Here is a 24,878-nt window from a genome sequence, read left to right as displayed (position 1 = left end):
TTGGGTCGCGGGCGCCGCAGCCCTTGGGACGCGTCCCCGCACCGCGTTGAGACGCGGCCCCACACCGCGTTGAGACGCGGCCCCACACCGCGTTGAGACGCGGCGCCACACCGCGTTGAGACGCGGCGCCACAGCCCTTGGGGCGCGGCCCCTCGGCCTCGGGCGCGGGCGCTCAGCCCTCGGGCGCGGGCGCTCAGCCCTCGGGCGCGGGCGCTCAGCCCTCGGGCGCTCAGCCCTCGGGCGCTCAGCCCTCGGGCGCTCAGCTCTTGGGGCGCGGGCCGAACGTGCGGGCGGCGGCCGCGCCGATGGCGGCCGAGACGCCGATGACGGCGGTCGCGATCAGGGCGACCTGCCACGGGTCGGGGCCGATCGTGGCGAGCCGCCCGTCGCCCAGCGGGCCGCCGGAGGCCCGGCACAGCGCGCCGAGCACCAGGCCGGCCGCGGGACCGGCGAGCAGGCCGCCGCCCACCACGAGTGACCACGGCGGATCCGCCCGGTCACCCTCCCGGTTGAACCGCAGGACCAGCAGCCAGCCGGCCGCCATCCCGGCCAGCACCGGCACGGTCAGCAGCACGGCGCCGGCCGCGCCCATCGGACCGTCAGGCAGGCCGGCCAGCAGCGGCAGCGTCGGCAGTGGGCCGGCGGTCACCTCGGTGAGCCGGATCGCCGAGCCGGTGCCCAGCGCGAAGCCCGGCCCGAGCAGGTAGGCCGCCGCCCACACCGCAGCGTTCGCCCCGTAGGCCAGGCTGAGCAGGGTGATCCCGGCCTGACCGGCGACACCGGTGCGGTAGGCGGAGATGGTGTCGGCCGCCTGGCCGCCGCCGACCGCGACCGACAGCCCGGTGACCGCGGCGCCCGCGGCGAGCACGAACAGCGCGGCCATGACGCCGGTGCGCAAGCCGGCCCGCAACGGCGCCGGGGTGCGGCGGGCCAGCGCGCTCAGCGCGTCGGTGCCGCGCAGCGACCCGGCGAGCGCGCCGATCAGGCCCAGCACGAAGAAGTTGATGGCGGCGCGGGCCGGCGTGACCTCGGTGCCCTTGCCGTCGACGGCGAGCGCGGCGACCGAGCCGAGCAGCGAATACACCAGGGCGATGCCGAAGCCCACCAGCAGCGTGTCGCCCACCCGGCCGGAGCGGCGGGCGCCGATCGCCCTGGTCACGTGCAGGCCGGCCCGGTTGAGCCGCCAGACGATCAGGAAGGTGAGCAGCAGCGGCGGCAGGCCGAGCGGGCCGATCGAGGTGCCGATCGGCACGCCGTGGCCGAGCAGCCAGCCGGCCAGGCCGGCGTGCGCGGCGCCGCCGAGGCCGCCCTGGCCCTCGAGGGTGCGGGCGAGACCGATGACGGCAGCGACCGGCAGATAGCAGAGGACGGCCGCCCAGAGCGTGGCGAAAGCGACCGCGACCGGCAGCGGCGCGCGGCGGGGCGGGCCGGGCGGGCGGCGCTGGCCGGGAACTTTGACCGTGGGGCGCTCGCCGAGAACCTTGTCGTCGACCATGACGGTCGGCTTGTCCTCGACCTGGACCGCCTCGGTGGGCCGGTCCACGGCCTCGGTGGGCCGGTCTCTCCCGACCGCCTCGGTGGGCCGGTCTCTCCCGACCGGCTCGGTGGGCCGCTCGACCGGGACCGTCTCGCGCGCGGACACCTGCGCCGCCTCGACGACCGCGAAGGGGTCGTCCGAGTCGCTGGGGCGGTCGGCTGGGGTCGGCATCGCCGACTACTTTTCCACGCCGGGTGGCACCCGGCGACGCAGATACGACGGCGCGCCGCCAAACGAGTGGCGGCGCGCCGACCGGAGACGTACCAAAATCAGCTCATGACCTCGCGCATGAGGCGCGCGGTCTCGCTCGGGGTCTTGCCGACCTTGACGCCGACGGCCTCGAGCGCCGCTTTCTTGGCGTCGGCGGTGCCGGCCGAGCCCGAGATGATCGCGCCGGCGTGACCCATGGTCTTGCCGGGCGGGGCCGTGAAGCCGGCGATGTAGCCGACCACCGGCTTGGTGACGTTCGCCTTGATGAACTCGGCGGCCCGCTCCTCGGCGTCGCCGCCGATCTCACCGATCATCACGATCGCGTCGGTGTCCGGGTCGTCCTGGAACGCCTTCAGCGCGTCGATGTGGGTGGTGCCGATGATCGGGTCGCCGCCGATGCCGACGCACGTCGAGAAGCCGATGTCCCGCAGCTCGTACATCATCTGGTAGGTCAGCGTGCCGCTCTTGCTGACCAGGCCGATGCGGCCGGCCGGAGTGATGTCGGCCGGGATGATGCCGGCGTTGGACGCGCCCGGCGAGGCGATGCCCGGGCAGTTCGGCCCGATGATGCGCGTCTTCTGCCCACGGTCGATGTTGTACGCCCAGAAGGCGGCCGAGTCCTGCACCGGCACGCCCTCGGTGATCACCACGGCCAGCGGGATCTCGGCGTCGATCGCCTCGACCACCGCGGACTTGGTGAACGCCGGCGGGACGAAGATGACCGACACGTCCGCGCCGGTCTCCTTGATCGCCTCGGCCACGGTCGCGAAGACCGGGAGCGCGGCGCCGTCGAACTCGACGGTCGTGCCGGCCTTGCGCGGGTTCACGCCGCCGACCACGTTGGTGCCCGCGGCGAGCATCCGGCGGGTGTGCTTGGAGCCCTCCGAGCCGGTGATGCCCTGGACGATGACCTTGGAGTCCTTGGTGAGCCAGATAGCCATTACGTCACTTCCCCGCAGCCGCGAGCTCGGCGGCGCGCTCGGCCGCTCCGTCCATCGTGTCCACCCGCTCGACCAGCGGGTTGTTCGCGCTGTCGAGGATGGCGCGGCCTTCCTCGGCGTTGTTGCCGTCGAGGCGCACCACGAGCGGCTTGGTGACGGTCTCGCCGCGCTCGGTGAGCAGGGCGAGCGCCTGGATGATGCCGTTGGCGACCGCGTCGCAGGCGGTGATGCCGCCGAAGACGTTCACGAAGATCGACTTGACCGCTGGGTCGCCGAGCACGATCTCCAGGCCGTTCGCCATCACCTGGGCGCTGGCGCCACCGCCGATGTCGAGGAAGTTGGCCGGCTTGACGCCGCCGTGGTTCTCACCCGCGTAGGCCACCACGTCGAGCGTGGACATGACCAGGCCGGCGCCGTTGCCGATGATGCCGACCTCGCCGTCCAGCTTCACGTAGTTGAGGTTCTTGGCCTTGGCCGCCTGCTCCAGCGGGTCCACCGCGGACTGGTCGACCAGCGCCTCGTGGTCGGGGTGCCGGAACGACGCGTTCTCGTCCAGCGTGATCTTGGCGTCCAGCAGCAGCACCCGGCCGTCGCCGACCTTGGCCAGCGGGTTGACCTCGACCAGCGTGGCGTCCTCGGCCACGAAGGCCTGCCACAGCTTCACGGCGATGTCGACGATCTGCTCGGTGACCTCGGCGGGGTACTGCGCCGCCGCGACGATCTCGCGCGCCTTCGCCTCGTCGACACCCTTGCTGGCGTCGATGGCGATCTTGGCGACCCGGTCGGGCTGTTCCTCGGCCACCGTCTCGATCTCCATGCCGCCGGCGACGCTGGCGATGCAGAGGAAGGTGCGGTTGGCGCGGTCGAGCAGGTAGGAGAAGTAGTACTCCTCCTTGATGTCGGCCGTCTCGGCCAGCATCACCTTGCCGACCGTGTGGCCCTTGATGTCCATGCCCAGAATGTCGGTCGCGCGGGCCTCGGCCTCGTCGGCGCCGTCGGCCAGCTTCACGCCGCCGGCCTTGCCCCGGCCGCCGACCTTCACCTGCGCCTTGACGACGACCTTGCCGCCGAGCCGCTCCGCGATCGCGCGGGCCTCCTGCGGGGTCTCGGCGACGCCGCCGCCCAGCACGGGCAGCCCGTGCCGTTCGAACAGGTCACGCCCCTGATACTCGAACAGGTCCACGTGTCTCCTTTCGCTCGCGACGCCAAGCGCCGGCAAGCCGCACCGTTGCGTCCCGACCTGTGTGCGCGGCGGCAGCTCATGGCGTCGCCGGCGGAAAGAATGTCCGGCCCCGACTTTGCGCCTTCAGTCAGCTTATGGGCGGTGGGTGGGGCGGTTGGATGGCTTCATTCGCAGACTAGCGACCTGCGCAGGCCCCCTGTAGTCGCGGGTGCGCGGTGTGCAAGACCGCACACCACCCGCCCCACCGACCCCGCCCGCGAGCGGGCGAAAAAGTCGGACGACTCCGCGTAACCGGGCTCGTAGGGCGTCGTTGAGTGTGGTGTCGGAGCGCTACGGCGGGCCGAATGCGAAACGGCCGATGCCCTGTCGGTCGAGGGGTGGCGGCGGGGCATCGTGCATAGAGAGGCCGGACGTGTGAGGGGTGCGTCCGGCCTCTCCCCTTGCCATTTGTGCTGCTAGGACACCGGGGTCGTCACATTGGCGCGTACCCATTCGATGATGGATGCGGTGGTCGCGCCCGGAGTGAAAATCTTCGCGACGCCGAGGCCTTCCAATTCGGCAATGTCGTCGGCCGGAATGATGCCGCCGCCGAATACCACGATGTCGCTTGCGTCACGCTCCGCCAGCAGTTCGATTACGCGGCGGAACAGTGTCATGTGCGCCCCGGACAGAACGGACAAACCGATCGCGTCGGCGTCTTCCTGAATAGCCGTCTCGACGATCTGCTCCGGCGTCTGGTGCAGGCCGGTGTAGACGACCTCCATACCCGCGTCACGCAGCGCGCGGGCCACCACCTTGGCGCCGCGGTCGTGCCCGTCCAGCCCGGGTTTCGCGACGACGACCCTGATCCGTGCCTGCATACCGACCCTCCGTGTCCGGCGAACCCCGTTGTCCTGAACGAACGGTAACCTGCCGCGCGGTACCGGGGTAGCCGGCTCCGGGTAACTGAGATCACCTTCGGTGACGGAAAATGTATTCAGAGTGACTTGACTTTGCGTTTCTCTGCCAATCACACAGCGTGTGCGACGTGGTACCAAATTCGGACATTAGCCGTGCAATACGGACCGGGAACTGTCAGCGAATTGGCGCTGCGACTTGTGACACGCGAGCCGTTTCGTTACCGTGGCTCCCGGCTGTCATCCGGTTAACCCCGATCCGGCAGCTCGGAATTGCCATCGACGGAGGGTTTGTTCGTGCGCCAGCGCTTGTCGTCTGAGCCCGACCGGTATCGCGGCCGACGTCGCGTACCCACCCCTCCCCGCAGCCGTTACGCGGTTGTCACCACCGCCGCCTTCATCGGCGCCGGCGTGGTCGCCATCGGTGCCGGCAACCTGCCGGATCACAAGGACATCAACCCCGAGGTTCTGCAGGGTCTCGAGAGCGCGCACGTCGCCGGCGACGCCCTGGCCGCCCGCGACGACAACAACAAGGCCTCCCGTAGCGAGGACCGCGGCGCGGTCAGCAAGACCAAGGTGAGCGCGGACGAGGCCGCGGCCGACGTCTGGCTGCTCCCCCTCGAGGACTTCACCTACACCTCGCCGTTCGGGGTCCGCTGGGGCAAGCTGCACGCCGGCATCGACCTGGCCGCCCCCGAGGGCATGCCGTACAAGGCAGTGCACGCCGGCAAGGTGATCCAGGCCGGGTACTACGGCGGCTACGGATACGCGGTCACCGTGCAGAACACGGACGGCACCGAGGTCATCTACGCGCACTCGCGGCGGGTTCTGGTGCAGGTCGGCCAGCAGGTCAAGGCCGGCCAGGTGCTCGGCGAGGTCGGCAGCACGGGCAACTCGTACGGCACCCATCTCCACCTCGAGGTGCACGTCAAGGGCCAGCCCATCGACCCCATCCCGTTCCTGCGGGACCGCGGCGTCGACATCAAGCTCCAGGTCGAGTCGGTGTACGCCGGCATGGCCGCCGCCGCTTCCTGATCCACCCGCCGCCGTCACGGTTGCGGTTGGGTTGACAGTCTTCCCTCCCGTTCAGGCACCCGCACAGCGGGCCGACTGGCCATAGGTCAGTCCGTTTCGCCTGCCTGGGGGTCCCGCCGCGTGCCGCACTCCGCTCCGCGCCGCCCACACGGCCGCCACCGCCGCGAAACGTCGCCCCGCCACCGCGCCGAAACCGCGCCTCGCCACCGCGCCCCACGCGCTGCCGTCACTCTCCCCGCGGCCCTCCCCGCAGCCACGGTGGGCCTCACCCGTCCCAATGGCCACACCAGTCTCACCCGTCCCACCGGCCACACCGGGCCCACCGGCCCCACCAGTCTCACCGGGCCCACCGGCCCCACCAGTCTCACCGGGCCCACCGGTCCCACCGGCCACACCGGGCCAACGGGCCTCACCCGACTCACCACCCTCACCGGCGAACGCGGCCGAACCATCGCCCTGACCGCCACCCTCGGTGCTGCGCTGCTCGCCGGAGTCGCCGGAGGCACCGCCGCTGCTGCCGCCACCCATCACGCGGCGCCGAACCTGCCGTCGACGGCTTCGCGCGAGGCCGCCGGCCTCAATGCGCCGGGCAAGACGGCCGGCCTCACCGCGCCGGGCAAGACGGCCGGCCTCACCGCGCCAGGCGAGCCCGCCGACCTCGCCGTATCCGGCGGGTCCGCCGACCTCGCCGAGCCCGCCGGCACCTCGCGCATCGTGGACTCCGACGTATCGGGCGCCAACCAACCCGTTGCGGCCGCGTGGGCCCCCGCCATGCCCCCGGCCGTGGGTGCCGCTGACGCCGTACGGGAAAAAAGACGGCCGCAAGCAATCACCCACCAGGCCGCCGCCGCGTGGGTCGACCCGAACCCGAGTGCCCGCGTGACCTCCTGTTTCGGGCAGCGCTGGGGCCGGATGCACGACGGCGTCGACCTGGCCGCCCCGGACGGCACCCCGATCGTCGCCGCCGGCGCGGGTGTCGTGGTGCGGGCCGGCGTGGCCGAGGGGTACGGCAACGCCGTGCTGATCGACCACGGCAACGGGTATCTCACCCATTACGGGCACCTGTCGGCGATCACCGTGACCGCCGGGCAGCGTGTGACCGCCGGTCAGCAGATCGGCAACGAGGGCTCGACCGGCCACTCCACCGGGCCGCACCTGCACTTCGAGGTGCACGCGGGCTTCTATCAGAACCCGATCGAGCCCACCGCCTGGATGCGCGCCCACGGGGTGGACATCCCGGGGTGCGTCTAGATCTTCTCGATCGGGGCGTGCCGGAGGATCAGCCACATCACCTGGTCGCCGAAGTCGATCTGAGCGCGCGCGCCCGGCCCCTGGCCCTCGACCGCGACGACCCGGCCCAGGCCGTACCGCTGATGGTTGACCCGCTCGCCCACCGCGACCTTCGGCGCCTGCGGCAGCTCGCTCGCCGTCGCGAGCTTGCTCGCGTCGATGCCCAACCGGCTCGCCAGCTGCTGCGCCTTGGGCGTGCCCCCGGCGAAGCCGCCGCCGCGGCCCCGATCGCCGCCGGCACGACCACCCACGCCGCCGCCGGTGCCCGACCAAGACGTGTATGACCCCGCCGTGCGCTCCCAGCGGATCAGCTCGGGCGGCAGCTCGTCGGTGAAGCGGGAGGGCGGGTTGTACTGCGGCTGGCCCCACGCGCCGCGGGTGACCGCCCGGGAGAGGTACAGGCGCTGGCGGGCGCGGGTGATCCCCACGTACGCCAGGCGGCGCTCCTCTTCCAGCTCGGTGTTGTCGCCGAGGGCGCGCATGTGCGGGAAGACGCCGTCCTCGAGCCCGGTCAGGAACACCACCGGGAACTCGAGACCCTTCGCCGTGTGCAGCGTCATCAGCGTGACCACGCCCTGGTTGTCGGGGTCGTCGTCGGGCAGCTGATCGGCGTCGGCGACCAGCGCGACTTGCTCGAGGAAGCCGGCCAGAGTAGCCGCTGTGCCTCCACCCAAGCCTGGACTATCAGTCGGCGGAGCCTCTTCCCCCTCCTCCGCCTGGGCCTCGACCCGTTCCGTGTACTCCCGGGCCACGCTCACCAGCTCCTGAAGGTTTTCCACCCGGCCCTGGTCCTGCGGGTCGAGGCTTTCCTCCAGCTCGCTGAGCAGGCCCGACCGCTGCAACACCGCCTCGAGCACCTCCTCGGGCGGCGCGGTGCGGGCGAGCTCGCGCAGGTCGTCGAGCAACTGCACGAAGTCGGCGATCGCGTTGGCCGAGCGGGCGGCGATGCCGGGCGCGTCTTTCGCATGCCGCAGCGCCTGGCCGAACGACATGCGGTCGCGCGACGCCAGCGCCTCGACGCACGCCTCGGCCCGCTCGCCGATGCCGCGTTTCGGGGTGTTGAGCACCCGGCGGATGCTGACGGTGTCGTCGTCGTTGATCACCGCGCGGAGGTAGCCCAGCGCGTCACGGACCTCTTTGCGCTCGTAGAAGCGGACGCCGCCGACGACCTTGTAGGGCAGGCCGACCCGGATGAACACTTCCTCGAAGACGCGGGACTGCGCGTTGGTGCGGTAGAACACCGCCACGTCGCCGGGGCGGATCTCCTCCCGGTCGTGCAGCCGGTCGATCTCGCGGGCCACCCAGTCGGCCTCGGCGTGCTCGGTGTCGGCCACGTACCCGACGATCTGCTCGCCCGGGCCCTGGTCGCTCCAGAGCCGCTTGGGCTTGCGCGACGGGTTCCGCTCGATCACCGCGTTGGCCGCCGACAGGATCGTCTGGGTCGAGCGGTAATTCTGCTCGAGCAGGATGGTGCGGGCGTCGGGGTAGTCGCGCTCGAACTCGAGGATGTTGCGGATCGTGGCGCCACGGAACGCGTAGATCGACTGGTCGGCGTCGCCCACCACGCACAGCTCGCCCGGCTCGACCTCGCCGCCCTTCTCCCCAACCAGTTCCTTGACCAGCGTGTACTGCGCGTGGTTGGTGTCCTGGTATTCGTCCACCAGCACGTGCCGGAAGCGGCGGCGGTAGGCCTCGGCGACGTGCGGGTGCGACTGGAACAGGTGCACCGTCGCCATGATGATGTCGTCGAAGTCGAGCGCGTGCGCCTCCCGCAGGCGGCGCTGATACATCTCGTACGCCTCGGCGAGCGCCCGCTCGTTGGGGCCTTTGGCCTTGTTTTTGAAGTCGTCGGGCTCGACCAGCTCGTTCTTCAGGTTCGACACCTGGGCCGCCAGGCCGCGCGCGGTGTACCGCTTGGGATCCAGGTCGAGCTCGCGGATCACCAGCTGCATGAGGCGCCGCGAATCGTCGGCGTCGTAGATCGAGAACGTGCTCTTGAGCCCGGCGTGATCGTGCTCGGCCCGCAGGATGCGCACGCACGCGGAGTGGAACGTCGACACCCACATGAGCCGCGCCCGCGGGCCCACCAGGTGGGCGACCCGCTCCTTCATCTCGCCGGCGGCCTTGTTGGTGAAGGTGATCGCGATGATCTGCCCGGGGTGCACGTTGCGCTCGGCCAGCAGATAGGCGATCCGGTGGGTGAGCACACGTGTCTTGCCCGACCCCGCGCCGGCCACGATCAACAGCGGCGACCCGGCATGGGTCACCGCGTCACGCTGAGGACCATTCAGCCCCGTGAGCAGCGACTCCGGATCGAGCCTGCGTTTCTTGGGGGCCTCGCCCTCCCGCACGGCGGGCATGGTGAAGAGGGCATTGGACTGGGGTTCAGAGGAAGCTCGCATCGCGCTGGCAAGTCTAGGCCCACCCACCGACAAGAATTCCGCCGTCACTCCTCCGTCAGAGGTGGTGCGGCGGAAACGAGCGTCTGTTTCAATCAGCCCACAACGGCGGTCCGGCCGAGGAGGCGCGGTGCGGGACTTCACGGGCCCGCGCTATCGGGCGCGGCACGTCGGTGGGGCGATCCTGGCCATCGTCGCGGCGATCTCGCTCGGCGGCATGGTCAGCTCGCGGGCGGAACCCGTCCGGGTGATCCCGGCGGTCGCCGCGCCCGCACCCGCGCCTGCGTCTGCTCCGAAGAAGGCCTCGGCCCAGGAGATTCTGAGCAAGCAGGCGGCGGCGCTCAACCGCGGCGATCTGGGCGGTTGGCTGGCGCCCGTCGCGCCGGCACTGCGCCAGCGTTATCAGAACCTTTTCCGTACGCTCCGCGCGCTGGACGCCACAGTGGACTACCGGGCCGGCGAGGGCGGCGACGTGCTGCTCACCTACTGTTTCGCCGGGCCGCGATGCCCCGCCGACGCGCCCCGCATAGCGCAGCGGCCGCTTATCAAAAACGGTCAGATCACCGCGCTGGGCAAACCGGCCAAGCCCACCGCCCTGCAGCCCGCGCCCTGGGAGCAGGGCGATCTCGTCTTCGCCCGGGGCCGACGCGTCACGGTCGGCGCGCCCAAGGCCCTGAAGAATCGGCTGAAGGAAGTGGTCGCGCTGGCCGATCAGGCCGCGGCCGTCGATGACAGATTCGCCGCGTACGCCGGCAACCGTCAGCCGAGATACCGGGTCTTCCTGGCCACCGACAAGCTCTGGCGCACCTGGTACGGCGGAAAGGCCACCACCTGGGCGGTCGGCTACATGCAACCACTCGGTCCGGCCGGCGCCGACGTCGTGATCAATCCCCGTCGACTGACCAGCCGGACGGCGCTCAAAGAGGTCATCCAGCACGAGCTGGGACATGTCGCGACAATCGGCGGCGTATCCACCCGGCACGAGGACATGTGGCTGGTCGAAGGGGTGGCCGAGTATGTCGGCATGCAACCGTCGCGCGCTGATGACACGTACAGCAAAGGGGCCTTGCGCCGGATCACCCGGCTGAACCCACCACCGCTCCGGGACGGAGCGGGCGAAAAGGAGGTCTCCGCCTTCTACGCACAGGGTCACTTCGCGGTGGACTGCCTGGTCACGAAGTTCGGAGAAGCCCGCGCCATGGAGTTTGTCCGGCTTAGGCTGCGACTGGGGAATTCGCTCGATATGGCGTCCCGCAGCGTGTTCGGTATGCCATTCAGAAAGGTCGACGCGACCTGCGTCGATTGGATAAGCAATCTAGTTGTCACCCGGCGGTAGTAGCGCTCACCAGCATCGATGCAGCAGGCTGTCCGGAACCACAACATGATCGGGAGACCGAACACCATGGACAGACGCCGAGTGCTGCGCCACCTCGCCGCACCCGCTCTTGCCTTCGCCGTTGTCACCACGCTGCCCGCGGCCCGGCCGGCCGTCGCTCCGGCCGCTCCGCCGTCGGAGTTCAAGCCGGTCACGGTCTCGTACCAGACCAACCACGGCGGCCAGAACAGCGTGGTCAAGGGTCAATTCCTCAGCTACAACGACTTCCACGGCGCGATCGACCCGCCCGGCGGCAGCGGCGCGGTCGTCAACGCGTCGGGCACCTCGACCCCCGCCGGCGGCGTCGAGTACCTGGCCACCTACCTCAAGAAGCTGCGCGCCGAGGCGAAGTCGGACGGCCGCCAGACGCTCACCGTCGGCGCCGGCGACCTGATCGGCGCGACCCCGCTGGTCAGCGCCGCGTTCCACGACGAGCCGACGATCGAGCTGATGAACGAGGTCGGCCTGCAGGTCAGCTCGGTGGGCAACCACGAGTTCGACGAGGGCGTGGACGAGCTGATCCGCATCCAGCGCGGCGGCTGCCACCCGGTCGACGGCTGCCAGGACGGCGACCCGTACCGCGGCGCGAAGTTCAAGTACCTCGCCGCGAACACGATCAACAACAAGACCGGCCTGCCGATCCTCCCGCCGATCGAGATCAAGTTCGTCGGCGGCGTGCCGGTCGGCTTCATCGGCCTGACGCTCGAGGGCACGGCCGGCATCGTGAACCCGGCCGGCATCAAGAACGTCCACTTCGCCGACGAGATCGAGACGGCGAACAAGTGGAGCAACGTGCTCAAGCTGTTCGGCATCAAGGCGCAGGTGCTGCTGGTGCACGAGGGCGGTGCGCAGGGCTCGGCCACCCCGACTCCGGGCGTGTCCGACTGCTACAACTTCTCGGGCCCGATCGTCAACATCGTCAAGGGCCTCAACCCCGAGATCGGCCTGGTCGTTTCCGGTCACACGCACCGCTTCTACTCGTGCTCGCTGCCGAACTCGAAGGGCACCTCGGTGGTGACCAGCGCCGGCACCAACGGCCAGCTGATCACCGACATCGACTACTCGATCGAGAAGCGCAGCGGCCGGTTCAGCGAGATCACCGCGCGCAACGTGATCGTCGAGAACGGCGTGACGGATGGCAAGGGCGGCTGGCTGAAGGACGCGGCCGGCGTGTACCTGAAGAACCCCGACACCGTCGACCAAGGCGCCAAGAAGATCGCCGACAAGTACCGCACGGCGGTGGCCCCGATCGCGAACAAGGTCGTCGGCAGCATCACCGGCGACATCACCCGCACCAACACGCCGGCCGGCGAGTCCCCGCTCGGCGACGTGATCGCCGACGCCCAGCTGGCCCGCACCGCCGGCGACGGCGCGCAGCTCGCACTGATGAATCCGGGTGGCATCCGCTCCGACTTCGACGCCGAGGCCTCCGCGGGCGGCGAGGCGGTAGGCCAGGTCACTTACGGCGAGGCGTTCACCGTCCAGCCGTTCAACAACCTGGTGGTAACCCAGACCCTCACCGGCGCCCAGATCAAGGACGTCCTGGAGCAGCAGTTCATCGGTTACCAGGGCCAGACCTCCACGAAGATCCTGCAGGTCTCCAACGGCGTCACCTACACCTGGAGCGCCTCCGCCGCCCTGGGCTCGAAGATCAGCAACCTGTCCCTGAACGGCACGCCCATCGACCCCGCCACCACCTACCGAGTCACCACAAACGACTTCCTGGCCAACGGCGGCGACGGCTTCACCCTCCTGACCGGCGGTTCCAACCGCACCACGGCCCCCGGCTTCGACATCGACGCGCTGACCGCCTACCTCGGCAGCAACTCGCCGGTCGCTCCCGGCCCCGCCAACCGCATCAGCACCACCGCCTGAGATTTGCTGGGTCAAGGCCCGCCGGAGCGTCACGCTCCGGCGGGCCTTGCCTTGTCCGTCGCAGCCGGCCTCAGGTGGTCCCGGTCGTCTCAGGCGGTCGCCGCCCTGATGACTGCCCGCAAGCTGGCCTCCAGGACGCTGCGGCTTCGACCGGCCGCCCACCGCGTCGCCTCGCCGTCGCGATACTCCACAAGGGTCAGCGCCTCGCTGTCGTTGCCGGCCCCCGCGCTGGTCTGGTGCAGGCTCAGCACGTCGACCACGATTCCGTGCTCTGCCAGCGCCGCGGTCAGTGCCTCCACCGGCCCGACGTCGAAGTGCTTGCTGGTGAAATCGTCGTTGCCCACGCGGATCGTGATGACGACGTGCGCCTCGGTGGACTCGTACCCGATCAGCTCTGCGCCTTTCCCCGCCGCCAGGTATGACTGCTCGAACAGGGCCCACAACTCGCCCGCGCTCATCTCGGCGCCGGTCTCGTCGGTGCGCGCCTGCACGTGCCGCGCGAAGTCGATCTGCAGCCGCCGGGGCAGCTCGATGCCGTACTCCGCCTCGAGCAGGTAGGCGATCCCGCCCTTGCCCGACTGCGAATTCACCCGGATCACCGCGTCGTAGTCGCGGCCCAGGTCGGCGGGGTCGATCGGGAGATACGGAACCCGCCACTCGATCTCGCTCTCCGGCCGCCCCTCGGCCATCGCCCGGGCGCGGTGCTCGGCGAAACCCTTCTTGATCGCGTCCAGATGGGTGCCGCTGAACGCGGTGTGCACCAGATCGCCGACGTACGGATGGCGGGCGTGGATCTCGAGCCGGTTGGCATGCTCGACGGTCCGGCGGATCTCGTCGATGTCCGAGAAGTCGATCATCGGGTCGACGCCCTGAGCGTGGAGGTTGAGCGCCAGCGTGGCGATGTCGACGTTGCCGGTGCGCTCGCCGTTGCCGAAGATGCACCCCTCCACCCGCTGCGCCCCGGCCAGCACCGCCAGCTCGGCGCAGGCGATGCCGGTGCCGCGGTCGTTGTGCGGGTGCACCGAGAGGATCACGCTGTCGCGGCCGGCGAGGTTTCGGTGCATGTACTCGATCTGGTCGGCATACACATTCGGCGTCGCGACCTCGACGGTGGCCGGCAGATTGAGGATTACCGGGCGCTCGGGCGTCGCCTCCCACAGCGAGGTCATGGCGTCACAGATCTCGAGCGCGTAGTCGGGCTCGGTCAGGTTGAACACCTCGGGCGAGAACTCGAACCGCACCCGCGGCCGGTCGCCGGCCAGCTCGAGCACGTCGCGCCCGCCGGCCAGGATCATCTCCTTGTGCGCCGCGCGAGCCTGCCCCAGCACCACGTCGCGCCAGATCGGGGCGGTCGCCGCATACATATGGATCACGACCTCGTTGCGGATGCCGGCGATCGACTCGACCGTGCGCTCGATCAGCTCGCGCCGGGCCGGGGTGAACACGACGACCGTCACGTCGTCGGGCGCGAGGTCGCTCTGGGCCAGCAGCCGCACGAAGTCGAAGTCGGTCTGCGAGGCCGAGGGATAGCCCACCTCGATCTCCTTGTAGCCCATCGCGACCATGAGCTCGAAGAACCGGCGTTTGCGTGCCGGATCCATCGGCTCGGCGAGGGCCTGGTTCGTCGGGAGCCCTTGGCCGATCAGGCCGCCGAGCTGCTGCTGCAGCGCATCCGGTCGGGCGAGTGGGGCCTGGGCGAGAAGCTGCCCGGCCTCCCGCCAGGGCGCCGGCGTCTTCGTCACCGCTCTCGACGTGCCCGACGAGTGGGATGTCGTGGTCCGCCGGGCCGGCATCGTCGAGGTGATCGAGGCCCGCATCGCGATCGAGGTCGAGGCCGCCGCGCTGGCCGCCGAGCGCCGCACCCCCGCCGAGCTGCGGGCGATGCGGCGCGCGCTGGCCGACCGCCTGGCCAAGCGGTCGACGGTCGAGGAGCACGTCGACGCCGACTGGGTCTTCCACCGCCGTGTCGTCGAGGCCGCGCACAACCCGATCCTCACCGAGCTGTTCGACGGCTTCGTGCCGCGCAACCGGCAGGCGATGATCGAGATGCTGCGCATCCACGGCTCCTACGGCGGCGAGGCCGACCAGGAGCTGCACGCCCGCATCGTCGACCTGGTCGCCGCGGGTGACGGCCGGGCAGCGGCCGAGCTCAGCCGCGACCACCTGATGGCGATGAAGCAGCTCCTGGGCTGACCAGCGGCTCGAGCCCGTCCAAAATCCGCTGCAGTCCGAAATCGAGCAGCAGGTCCAGGTCGAAGCGCTCGTCGGAGGCGACGAACCGGGCGATCATCGGCAACCGCCCGGTGGCGAGCACGGCCTCGAGCTGGTCAAACCGTGCTCGCATCCAGGCGGCGTCGTCCATGCCGGTCTCCTGCTCGGCCTGCGCCTCCTCCTCCAGGTTGACGGCCGTCCCCCGCACGTAATTCGCCACCATCGCGGCGGCGACAAACTGCAAAGAAGGGCTCATCCCGTACGCGTCGAGCGCGCGCATCGCCCATTCGGTGTGGGCCATCGCGTTCGGCGCGAGCAACGGCCGGGTGAAGGAGATGGCCTGCGCGAGCCACTTGTGCCGCCGGTACATCTCCCACTGCAGCCGGGCGAGCGCCTCGAGACAGGCCCGCCAGCCCACGACGGCCGGGTCGAGATCGGGTGGCGGGGTCGCGCCCATCGCCTCGTCCATCATCAGCAGGACGAGCTCCTCCTTGTCGGCGAAGTGGCGATAGATCGACATGGTCGGGATGCCCAGCTCCGCCGCGAGCCGCCGCATCGACAGCCCGGTCAGCCCCTCGGCGTCGGCGATCGTGATGGCCGTGCGCACGACGCGATCACGATCGGGCGCGGCCTCGGGCGTCTCCTGCGCCACCACGGTCCCCAGCCCCGGCCGGGCCTGCACCAGCCCCTGCTCGCGCAGCGCCGCGATGACCCGGGTGGCGGTCGCCATCGCGACCCCGTGCTCGGCCATGATCTGCCGCGTCGACGGGATCCGCTCCCCGGGCGCCAGCTCGCCGCTCGCGATCCGCGCCGCGATCAGATCGGCGATCTTCCGGTACGCCATCGCTCCCCCTAGTGCACTAGTGCACCCACTGTAGACCCCTACCTCGAATAGGGGGGCTAGCACTACCGACCGAGTTGCTAGTGCATTTGTACGGTGTACCAAACGTACACGGGAGGATAGAGAATCATGACTGATGCGGTCCGCCTGGAATCGCTCTACAAGACCTATGACGACACCGTGACCGCGCTCGACGGGGTCACCGCTTCCTTCGCCGCCGGCAGCTTCACCGCGGTGATGGGCCCGTCCGGCTCCGGCAAGAGCACGCTGCTGCAGTGCGCCGCCGGCCTCGACCGGCCCACGGCCGGCCGGGTGTTCATCGGCGGCACCGAGCTCACCGCCACCGACGACACCACCATGACGAAGTTCCGCCGCCTGCAGGTCGGCTTCGTCTTCCAGGACTACAACCTGCTGCCCTCGCTCACCGTCGAGCAGAACGTGGTGCTCCCGCTGCGCCTCGCCGGCCGGCGGGCCGACCGCCGCCGGGTCCGGTCGGTGCTCGAGCAGCTGGGCCTCGGGGACCGGCTCGACGACAGCCCCGAGAAGCTTTCCGGAGGGCAGCGCCAGCGGGTCGCCGTGGCCCGGGCGCTGGTCACCGAGCCGGCCGTCATCTTCGCCGACGAGCCGACGGGCGCGCTCGACATGCGCAGCGCGCGCGAAGTCCTCGCCCTACTCCGGGCGGTCGTGCACGAGCACGGCGGCACCGTGGTCATGGTGACGCACGATCCGGTCGCGTCGGCGTACGCGGACTCGGTGCTCTTCTTGGCCGACGGCCGCCTGGCCGGATCACTCACCGCTCCCACCGCCGACGCCGTGGCGGAAAGGCTTGCGCACCTGGGTGAGATCCGCGGGATCGAGGCGGCGGCATGATCTCCGTGGCCCTGCGCAACCTGCGCCATCGTCCCGGCGGCTTCATCGCCACGTTCCTCACCGCGTTCCTGGGCGCGACGCTGCTCATGGCGTTCGCGTCGCTGCTCGACACCGCCCAGGCGGCCGATTCGGCGAGCGCCGAGTCGCTGAGCACCACCGCGAGCGTCGGCGGCGGCTGGTGCCTGGTCATCGTCGCCTTCGCGGTGACCTCGACCCTGAGCCTGGCCGTCCGCCAGCGCGCCGGCCAGATCACCCTGCTCCGCCGGGTCGGCGCCACCGGCCGGCAGCTTCGCCGCATGATCGTCGGCGAGGCGGCCGCCGTCGCCCTGGTCGCCGCCACCGTCGCCATCCCGTTCGGCCTGGCGCTCGGTCGCGTGCTCCTCGAGCTGCTGCGCAACACCGGCCAGGCCGCTTCATCGGTCGACTACGTCTTCGGCCCGATCGCGTTCGGTGTCGGCTTCGGCGTCACCCTGCTCGGCTCGGTCATCGCCGGCGTCGCCACCGCCCGGCGCACCGCCGCGCCCCTCGGCGCTCGCCCGGCCCGCCCGCGCCTGCGCCGCATCGCCGCGGTCCTCTTCCTCGCGATCGGCGCGAACTGCTCGGTGCTCACCGCGACACTGATGGACGGCAAGGGCATCGACGCCATGCAGACCGCCGGGCAGGCCGGCATCTGGGCGGCGATCGGCCTGGCGCTGCTCGCTCCCGAGCTGCTGCGCCTGGTCACCGCCGTGCTGGGCGCTCCGGTCCGGGCCCTGGGCGTGGCCGGCGAGCTGGCGGTGCTGACCGTGCACTCCCGCGCCCGCCAGCTGGCCGGCACCGTGATGCCCGTCCTGATCTTCACGGGCGTCGCCACCGGCACGGTCTACATGCAGGCCATCGAGAACGCGGCCTCGGCCGGCCAGGTCGAGCCCGACTATGCCCAGGACGTCAAGACCCTCAACTACGTGGTGGTCGGCATGATCACGCTGTTCGTGGCAATCATGCTGATCAACACCCTGATCGCCGCCACGGTTCGCCGCCGCCAGGAGTTCGCCCAGCAGCGTCTGGCCGGCGCCACCCGCGGCCAGTTGTTCGCCATGGTGGGGATCGAGGGCCTGCTGGTCACGGTGACCGGGGCGCTCGGCGGCACCGCGGCCGCGATGTTCACGATCCTGCCGTTCGGCTCGGCCCGCGCCGACCGCATCTGGCCCGACGAAAGCCCCGCCGCATACGTGCTGATCCTGGCGGTGGCGGTCGCCCTCACGGCCGCCGCGATGCTGGGCGCCACCCGCCGATCGGTCCAAGGCCCGGCCACCGAGGTGGTTCGCGCCGCCTGACGTCCCACGCATCGGACCGATTCCTTGCGGATCGGTTCGAGGCAGGGGCATACTCGGCTCGTGATCCAGCAGGCGCGATTTTTTTACTACGGCACCGGAGGTCCGGCGACCGTAGGCCGCGTCTGAACGACAGACCTACATCAAGCCCCGGGCTTCACCGCCCGGGGCTTGATGCTGCCCGGGCCGGGTCGACCGGGGCGCGAGCACCCGAGGAGCACGACATGACCGCCGACTTGGTGGACCAGACGACCGGCGCGGGCGAGCCGTTGGCCGCCGACGAGATCCGCGCCATGCGCGAGCGCATCGACGAGATCGACCAGGCCATCATCGACCTGTGGCTGGAGCGCGCCCGCCTCTCCCAGGCGGTCGGCAAGACCCGCATGGCCAGCGGCGGCACCCGCTTGGTGCTCTCCCGCGAGCGCGAGATCGTCGATCGCTTCCGCGCCGCCCTGGGCCCCGACGGTACCCAGATCGCCCTGATGATCCTGCGCGCCGGCCGCGGACCCCTCTGACCGACGCTCATCGGGTCGGCCGCGCCTGACATTCCGGTTAAATCCGGCGGGCAGCGGGGGCTCGCGCTGCCCTGATGATTCGCCGTTCGCCGCGAACGCGAACTCATCAAGATCGCGGTGAAAGCGGGCGACGCGAGGGCGGGAGCGAGCAAAGAGCGGACGCCGCAGAACGCGAGCGCGGCAGGAGTGCGGGCGCGGCAGGAGTGCGGGCGCCGCAGAGCGCGGGCGCCGCAGAGCGCGGGCGCCGCAGAGCGCGGGCGCGGCACAGCGCGGGCGCGGCACAGCGCGGCGGGCGCGGGAATGCAGGAGTGCCGACGCCGCGGAGAGCGAGCGGCGCGGAGAGCGACAACCGCGCGGCGCGAGTGCCACGCGGCGCGAGTGCCGCAGAGAGCGGCAGCCCGCGCAGGGCGAGCGGCGCGCAGGGCGAGCGGCGCGCAGGGCGAGCGGCGGGCAGGGCGAGCGGCGCGCAGGGCGAGCGGCGCGCAGGGCGAGCGACGTGGAGCGCGAACGGCGTGGAGCGCGAGCGGTGGGTTTGGGTGGTCGCCGGGCCGGGCGTTGGCGGACGGCCCGGTGTTGCAGGCAGCCGGGGCCCCGCGAAGGGGACTTTCCCGACTCGTACGATATAGGGCTTTTAATAGCGGTGAATGACGTCCCGGATCTCCGCGTAGTGGCACGCCGAAGGGTGGGTCGAGCGCTGCCGGATCTGCAGCAACGGCTCGTGGTCGGCGCAGTAGGGCTGTGCCTTCCAGCAACGCGTGCGGAAACGGCAACCCGACGGCGGATCGGCCGGAGACGGCACGTCGCCCTCCAGGACGATGTGGTCGCGGCGGCCTCGTAGGCGCGGGTCGGGGACGGGCACCGCAGAGAGCAGGGCCTGCGTGTACGGGTGGGTGGGCTGCTCGTAGATGGCCATGTGGTAGCCGGTTTCCACGATTTTGCCCAGGTACATCACGGCCACCCGGTCGGAGATGTGGCGGACCACCGAGAGATCGTGTGCGATGAAGATGTAGGACAGGCCCAGCTCGCGCTGCAGGCGCTCGAGCAGGTTGATCACCTGGGCCTGGATGGAGACGTCGAGGGCCGACACCGGCTCGTCGCAGACGATGATCTCGGGGCGGAGGGCCAGGGCGCGGGCGATGCCGATGCGCTGGCGCTGGCCGCCGGAGAACTGGTGGGGATAGCGGTTGATGTGGTCGGGGTTGAGCCCGACCAGGTCCAGCAGCTCCTGGACGGCTCGGGCGCGCCCGGAAGGCGGGACCGCGTCGGGGTGGATCGCGAAGGGCTCGCCGATGATGTCGCCGACCGTCATGCGGGGATTGAGCGACGTGTACGGGTCCTGCAGCACCATCTGGATGTTGCGGCGCGCGCGGCGCAGGGCGTGACCGGACAGCCTGGTCATGTCCTCGCCCCGCACCACGACCTCGCCGGAGGTCGGCTTCTCGAGGCCGACCAGCAGCTTGGCCAGGGTCGACTTGCCGCAGCCCGACTCGCCGACGATGCCGAGGGTCTCGCCGCGCCGCAGCTGGATGTCGACGCCGTCGACCGCGCGGACGGCGCCGACCTTCGTCCTGAAGACGATGCCCTGCGTGATCGGGAAGTGCTTGACCAGGTTGCGGGTCTCGAGCACGAGGTCGGACACGTCAGACACCGAGGACCTCCCGGATGAAGTGGCAGCGGGCGATGCGCTGCTGGGCGATCCGGTACGCCGGCGGTTCGTCCTGCTTGCAGACCGGGCGGGCGTATCCGCAGCGCGGGTGGAAGGCGCAGCCGGCCGGGATGTCGGTGAGCGCCGGCGGCAGGCCGTGAATGACGTTGAGCTGCCGGCCCTTGAGGTCCAGTCGCGGGATCGACTCCAAGAGCGCTTTCGTGTACGGATGAGCAGGCCGCCCATAGATCTCGTGGACCGGCGCCTCCTCCACGACCTTGCCCGCGTACATGACCGAGATCCGGTCGGCGACGTCCGCCACCACGCCCATGTCATGCGTGATGAGGATCAGGCCCATGTTGCGCTGGCGCTGGAGCTCGGCGAGCAGGCCCATGATCTGCGCCTGGACCGTGACGTCGAGCGCGGTGGTCGGCTCGTCCGCGATCAGCACCTCGGGGTCGAGCGCCAGCGCCATGGCGATCATGACGCGCTGCCGCATGCCGCCGGAGAACTGGTGCGGGTAGTCGTTGATCCGCTCGCGGGCGGCGGGGATGCGCACCTGGTCGAGCAGTTCGATGCTCCGCTCCTTGGCGTCCTTGCGGGACATGCCGCGGTGCTTGCGGAACAGCTCGGCCATCTGGAAGCCGACCGAGTAGACCGGGTTCAGCGCGGACAGCGCGTCCTGGAAGATCATCGCGATGCGGTTGGCCCGCACCTTGCGGCGGTCCTCCTCGGACAGGCGCAGCAGGTCGACGCCGCGGTAGAGCACCCGGCCCCCGGTGATGTGCGCGGGCGGCGTGTCCAGGATGCCCATGATCGCCTGCGCGGTGACCGACTTGCCGCAGCCGGACTCGCCGAGCAGCGCGAGCGTCTCGCCGGGGTTGACGTACAGCTCGGCGCCGTTGACCGCCTTGGCCACCCCGTCGCGGGTGCGGAACTCGACGTGCAGGTCGTCGACGTGCAGCAGGGGCGCCCGCGGGTCGAGGCCGGGCAGCGCGTCCATCTGCGCCTGAATGTCAGTCACCACGATCACCGCAGCTTCGGGTCGAAGGCGTCGCGGACGGCGTCGCCGAGCATGATGAAGGCCAGCACGGTCGCGGCCAGGAACACCGACGGCCAGATCAGCGGGCCGGCGGCGACGCGGACGTACCCGGTCGCCTCGGAGATCGAGATGCCCCAGCTCACCGCGTCGCCTTTGAGGCCGATGCCGAGGAACGACAGCGTGGCCTCGCTGGCGATGTTGATGCCGAGCAGGATGGTCAGCACCACGACGTAGGGCGCGACCGCGTTCGGCAGGATGTGCCGGAAGACGAGCCGGCCCGATCCGGCGCCGAGCATCCGGGCTGCCGCCACGTAGTCCTGGTTCTTCGCCTGGATCACCGAGGAGCGCATGACCCGGGCCGCCGTGGTCCAGCCGAGCACGCCCAGGGTGACGGTCACCGCCAGCACGCCGTCGTTGCCGGCGCCCGAGCCCAGCCGCTTGGCCAGCACGATCGCGCCGAGCAGGAACGGGATGGCCAGCATGACGTCGACGAAGCGGGACAGCAGCGCGTCGAGCCAGCCGCCGAAGAAGCCGGCCGCGAGGCCCACCGCCATGCCGATGACGCCGGCGATCAGGGTGGCGAAGACGCCCACGACGATCGAGTAGCGGGCGCCGTAGATGGTCTTGGCGTAGACGTCGCAGCCCTGGAAGTCGTACCCGAAGATCGCGCCGCCGCTCGCGCCGGCGTGCTTGCGGCTGAGCGCGCAGTCGTGCGGATCGGCCGAGGTGAACAGCGACGGCCACGCCGCCATCAGCAGGACCGCGACGATGATCACCAGCGCGGCCCAGAAGATCTTGCTGCGCCGCAGGTCGTGCCAGGCGTCGGCGGCCAGGCTGCGCGACTTGCCGGCGCCCCGGTCGCCGCCGGGAGCCGGGATGACCGGCGTCTCCGTGGTCAGGGCGTTCATGTCACTCATAGCGGATCCTGGGGTCGAGGGCGGCGTAGAGCAGGTCGACGATCAGGTTCACGACCAGGAAGACGATCACCAGAACGCTGACGAAACCGACCACCAGCGGGCCGTCCTCGGTGCGGATGCCACGCCAGAGGTTGAAGCCGACCCCGGGGATGTTGAAGACCTTCTCGGTGATGATGGCGCCGGACATCAGGGCGCCGATGTCGACGCCGATCAGCGTGATCACCGGGATGAGCGAGTTGCGCAGGACGTGCACGCCGATCACCCGCTTGCCGGTGAGCCCCTTCGCCCGGGCGGTGCGCACGTAGTCGGCGCGCAGGTTCTCGGCGACCGAGGCCCGGGTCACCCGCAGCTCGGTGGCGACGACCAGGCTGCCCAGCACGACCGCGGGTAACAGCAGTTCCCACAGCGAGGCGTCCTTGCCGGCCGTGGCCGGGAACCAGCCGAGCTTGACGCCGAACACCAGCTGGGCCAGCGGCGCGAGCACCACGATCGGCATGGCCAGCACGACCAGCGTGAGGAACAGCGTGGTGTTGTCGAAGATGCTGCCCCGCCGGATGCCGGAGACGACGCCGGCGACGATCGCGACGGTGGCCGCGATCAGGATCGCCAGCAGCGAGAGCCGCAGGGTGACCGGCCACGCGTCGGCCAGCATGTCGGAGATCTTGCGGCCGGTCAGCGAGGTGCCGAAGTCGCCGGTCAGCAGGCCCTTGACGTAGTACCAGTACTGCTGCAGGAAGCTGTCGTCCAGGTGGTAGCGGGCGGTGAGCGCCGCTCGCTGGCTCTCGGTGAGGGGACGTTCGCCGACCAGCGCCTGCAGCGGGTCGTCCGTCGCCGCGAACATCAGCGCGTACACGACGAAGGTGGCGCCGAAGAAGGTGAGGACCATCTGAAGCAGGCGCCGCACGATGAAGCGGAACATGGAAAGGCCTTTTGTGCCAGAGCGTAAGTGCGGTGGCGCCACGGTTTCAGATCACCCGCGGCGCCACCACTGACCGAGCGGTCAGACTAATCCGCTACTTCGATCTTGTAGATGTCGACCTTCTGGAAGAGGTCCATCGATACGCTGGTGACCTTCTCGGAGTGGCCGAACACGTTCTGGCCGTACCGCAGCGGAAGGACCGGCATGTCCTGCGCGAGGATGTCCTCGGCCGCCTGCCACTTCTTCTCGGCGGCGGCCGTGGTCGTGGCCTCGGAGCCCTCGCGGACCAGGCTGTCGAACGCCGGGTTGCTGTACCCGTAGTAGTTCGAGGAGCCGTCGGTCGTGAACAGCGGACCGAGGTAGTTCTCCATCAGCGGGTAGTCCATCAGCCAGCTCAGACGGATCAGGCCGACCGGCTCCTTCTTCTCGACCTTCTTGAGCATGTCGGCGAACTTCGGCTCCGGCGTGCCCGTGCAGTTGACACCCAGCGACGACTTGATCTGGTTGCACATGGCGTCGACCCAGGCCTTGTGGCCGCCGTCCTGGTTGTACGAGATCTTGATGTCGGACGGCCCGCCGGCCTGCGCGTACAGCTGCTTGGCCTTGGTCGGGTTGTACTCGCAGTTCTCCTTGCAGGTGTCCGGCCGGTAACCGGCGACCACCGGGGAGACGAACGAGAACGCGGCGGTCTCGGAGCCCAGGAAGATCTGCTCGGCCATCTCGTCACGGTCGATCGCCATGGAGATCGCCCGGCGGACGTCCTTGTTCTGGAATTCCTTCTCGTAGATCGGGAAGCCCACGAACGCGAAGGCCGAGCTCGGGCTCTTCTGCAGGCGGTCGCCGAGGTCGCCGGAGGCGGCGGCGAGGCTCTCGATCGGGATCTTCGTCTCGACGTCGAGGTTGCCCGCGACCAGGTCGGCGTACTGCGCGCCCAGGTCCTGGTAGATCTTCCAGGTGATGCCGTCGACCTTGGGGATCGTGCCCTGGAAGTCGGCGACCTTCTCGACCTGGATCTGCGAGTCGTGCTGCCACTTGCCCTTCATCTTGAAGGGTCCGTTGCCGATCGGCGCCTCGCCGAAGCCCTCGGCGATCGCGCTGCCGTCGGGGGTGAAGGCGGCCTTGGGCAGCGGGTAGAACGCGTCGTAGCCCATCACGGACTCCCAGCCCGCGAAGCCGGCCGAGAGCGTCACCCGGAAGGTCGTGTTGTTGATCTTCTGGAGGCCGGTCAGCTTCTTCGCCTTCGGCTCCGGGGCCTTCTCGGGGCCCTTGCCGTCGGGGTCGACCGACTGCATCTGCGCGTAGCCGTCGATGCGGCTGAAGAAGTACGAGGCCAGCTGGGCGTTCGGGCCGTAGGCGCCGTAGTTCCACGCGTTGATGTAGTTGTCCGCGGTCACCGGCTCGCCGTTGCTGAAGGTGAACCCGGGGCGAAGCTTGATCGTCCAGACCTTGTTGGCCTTGTCGTGCGTGATCGCCTCGGCCGCCACCAGGTACGGCTCACTCTTCTCGTCGAAGCGGACGAGCGGATAGAACAGGGACGACAACACCTGCGAGCCGTTGGATTCCGTCGTGTTCGTCGGAACCAGGCTTTCCGGCTCGACGATACCGATGCTGATCGAGTTCGACAGGGTCTCGTCGTCGTCCGAGGAGCCGCTGGAGCAGCCGGCCGCCAACAAGGCGATGGCGGCCGCTCCGGCCGCCACCTTCCATGGGCCATTCCCACGCATGTGGAGGATGCCTCCTTCAGGGCGCTCACGGGGGTAGTGTGAGTCGGCAGCAACTGTGACACAGCGAAACGGAAGCCCGAGGGCCCGTTACCAAGCCGATACTAGCCACAGCCACTTTTGGCACCCTCAAGAGGCACCCT

20 protein-coding genes are annotated in these 24,878 nt (G+C 70.2%); 8 read left to right on the top strand and 12 right to left on the bottom strand.

The window, feature by feature from the left end:
- Positions 1-259: 259 nt before the first annotated feature.
- From ACQPZX_RS04400 to ACQPZX_RS04385, 4 genes are all read right to left on the bottom strand, one after another.
- On the bottom strand, positions 260-1,708 hold the full coding sequence (locus ACQPZX_RS04400; RefSeq protein ID WP_433374633.1) for a cell division protein PerM: 1,449 nt from the start codon (positions 1,706-1,708) through the stop codon (positions 260-262).
- A 98-nt stretch (positions 1,709-1,806) separates the two neighbouring features.
- A complete protein-coding gene (sucD, locus tag ACQPZX_RS04395; RefSeq protein ID WP_433374630.1) occupies positions 1,807-2,688 on the bottom strand; it encodes a succinate--CoA ligase subunit alpha in 882 nt (293 codons plus the stop codon).
- Positions 2,689-2,692: 4 nt separating this feature from the next.
- Positions 2,693-3,871 (bottom strand): ADP-forming succinate--CoA ligase subunit beta, encoded by a 1,179-nt coding sequence (gene sucC / locus ACQPZX_RS04390; protein ID WP_433374627.1) that lies wholly within the window; start codon positions 3,869-3,871, stop codon positions 2,693-2,695.
- Between the two features lie 455 nt (positions 3,872-4,326).
- Positions 4,327-4,731, bottom strand: coding sequence for a cobalamin B12-binding domain-containing protein (locus ACQPZX_RS04385; protein WP_433374625.1), 405 nt, complete (start codon positions 4,729-4,731; stop codon positions 4,327-4,329).
- A gap of 333 nt (positions 4,732-5,064) precedes the next feature.
- On the opposite strand from ACQPZX_RS04385, the gene ACQPZX_RS04380 reads away from it, so the two are divergent.
- Complete coding sequence (locus ACQPZX_RS04380; protein WP_433374622.1) at positions 5,065-5,802, top strand: M23 family metallopeptidase; 738 nt, start codon at positions 5,065-5,067, stop codon at positions 5,800-5,802.
- 258 nt (positions 5,803-6,060) lie between these two features.
- A complete protein-coding gene (locus tag ACQPZX_RS04375) occupies positions 6,061-7,053 on the top strand; it encodes a M23 family metallopeptidase (RefSeq protein WP_433374619.1) in 993 nt (330 codons plus the stop codon).
- Here the strand turns inward: ACQPZX_RS04375 and pcrA are convergent.
- Positions 7,050-9,452 (bottom strand): DNA helicase PcrA, encoded by a 2,403-nt coding sequence (pcrA, locus tag ACQPZX_RS04370; protein WP_433385029.1) that lies wholly within the window; start codon positions 9,450-9,452, stop codon positions 7,050-7,052. The two genes, ACQPZX_RS04375 and pcrA, sit on opposite strands and share 4 nt — an antisense overlap.
- A 169-nt stretch (positions 9,453-9,621) precedes the next feature.
- Here pcrA and ACQPZX_RS04365 point away from each other — a divergent pair, with 169 nt between their 5' ends.
- Positions 9,622-10,827 (top strand): hypothetical protein, encoded by a 1,206-nt coding sequence (locus ACQPZX_RS04365; RefSeq protein ID WP_433374616.1) that lies wholly within the window; start codon positions 9,622-9,624, stop codon positions 10,825-10,827.
- Positions 10,828-10,893: 66 nt separating this feature from the next.
- A complete protein-coding gene (locus ACQPZX_RS04360) occupies positions 10,894-12,741 on the top strand; it encodes a bifunctional metallophosphatase/5'-nucleotidase (protein WP_433374613.1) in 1,848 nt (615 codons plus the stop codon).
- Between the two features lie 89 nt (positions 12,742-12,830).
- On the opposite strand, the gene ACQPZX_RS04355 is transcribed toward ACQPZX_RS04360, so the two are convergent.
- A complete protein-coding gene (locus tag ACQPZX_RS04355) occupies positions 12,831-14,483 on the bottom strand; it encodes a 2-isopropylmalate synthase (protein ID WP_433374612.1) in 1,653 nt (550 codons plus the stop codon).
- A gap of 10 nt (positions 14,484-14,493) precedes the next feature.
- Between ACQPZX_RS04355 and ACQPZX_RS04350 the strand changes: the two genes are divergently transcribed.
- Entirely contained in the window at positions 14,494-14,934 is a 441-nt protein-coding gene (locus ACQPZX_RS04350; RefSeq protein ID WP_433374609.1) for a FadR/GntR family transcriptional regulator, read from the top strand.
- On the opposite strand, the gene ACQPZX_RS04345 is transcribed toward ACQPZX_RS04350, so the two are convergent.
- Positions 14,891-15,796, bottom strand: coding sequence for a TetR/AcrR family transcriptional regulator C-terminal domain-containing protein (locus ACQPZX_RS04345; protein ID WP_433374607.1), 906 nt, complete (start codon positions 15,794-15,796; stop codon positions 14,891-14,893). The two genes, ACQPZX_RS04350 and ACQPZX_RS04345, sit on opposite strands and share 44 nt — an antisense overlap.
- Positions 15,797-15,922: 126 nt before the next feature.
- On the opposite strand from ACQPZX_RS04345, the gene ACQPZX_RS04340 reads away from it, so the two are divergent.
- The 3 genes from ACQPZX_RS04340 (at position 15,923) to ACQPZX_RS04330 (ending at position 18,491) form a co-directional block, all read left to right on the top strand.
- The gene (locus tag ACQPZX_RS04340; RefSeq protein WP_433374604.1) at positions 15,923-16,663 is read left to right on the top strand and encodes an ABC transporter ATP-binding protein; all 741 of its coding nucleotides are present in this window, start codon (positions 15,923-15,925) and stop codon (positions 16,661-16,663) included.
- Positions 16,660-17,979, top strand: coding sequence for an FtsX-like permease family protein (locus ACQPZX_RS04335; protein WP_433374601.1), 1,320 nt, complete (start codon positions 16,660-16,662; stop codon positions 17,977-17,979). Before ACQPZX_RS04340 ends, ACQPZX_RS04335 begins: the two co-directional genes overlap by 4 nt.
- Positions 17,980-18,200: 221 nt before the next feature.
- Positions 18,201-18,491 (top strand): chorismate mutase, encoded by a 291-nt coding sequence (locus ACQPZX_RS04330; RefSeq protein ID WP_030436599.1) that lies wholly within the window; start codon positions 18,201-18,203, stop codon positions 18,489-18,491.
- 631 nt (positions 18,492-19,122) lie between these two features.
- Here the strand turns inward: ACQPZX_RS04330 and ACQPZX_RS04325 are convergent.
- The 5 genes from ACQPZX_RS04325 to ACQPZX_RS04305 form a co-directional block, all read right to left on the bottom strand.
- Positions 19,123-20,130, bottom strand: coding sequence for an ABC transporter ATP-binding protein (locus ACQPZX_RS04325; RefSeq protein ID WP_433385026.1), 1,008 nt, complete (start codon positions 20,128-20,130; stop codon positions 19,123-19,125).
- Between the two features lies 1 nt (position 20,131).
- Positions 20,132-21,139 carry an ABC transporter ATP-binding protein gene (locus ACQPZX_RS04320; RefSeq protein ID WP_433385023.1) on the bottom strand — a complete coding sequence of 336 codons (1,008 nt, stop codon included), beginning with the start codon at positions 21,137-21,139 and terminating at the stop codon, positions 20,132-20,134.
- A gap of 26 nt (positions 21,140-21,165) precedes the next feature.
- Entirely contained in the window at positions 21,166-22,086 is a 921-nt protein-coding gene (locus ACQPZX_RS04315; RefSeq protein ID WP_433385020.1) for an ABC transporter permease, read from the bottom strand.
- Position 22,087: 1 nt separating this feature from the next.
- Positions 22,088-23,014: an ABC transporter permease gene (locus ACQPZX_RS04310; RefSeq protein WP_433374597.1), complete on the bottom strand. Its 927-nt coding sequence runs from the start codon at positions 23,012-23,014 to the stop codon at positions 22,088-22,090.
- Positions 23,015-23,100: 86 nt separating this feature from the next.
- Entirely contained in the window at positions 23,101-24,738 is a 1,638-nt protein-coding gene (locus tag ACQPZX_RS04305; protein WP_433374594.1) for a peptide ABC transporter substrate-binding protein, read from the bottom strand.
- Between the last annotated feature and the right edge of the window lie 140 nt (positions 24,739-24,878).

The sequence above is a fragment of the Actinoplanes sp. CA-142083 genome, from assembly GCF_050942195.1.
In the GTDB taxonomy this organism is placed as follows: Bacteria; Actinomycetota; Actinomycetes; order Mycobacteriales; family Micromonosporaceae; genus Actinoplanes.
Note: the sequence above shows the minus strand (reverse complement) of the source record. Positions and strands in the feature narration are given on the sequence as shown.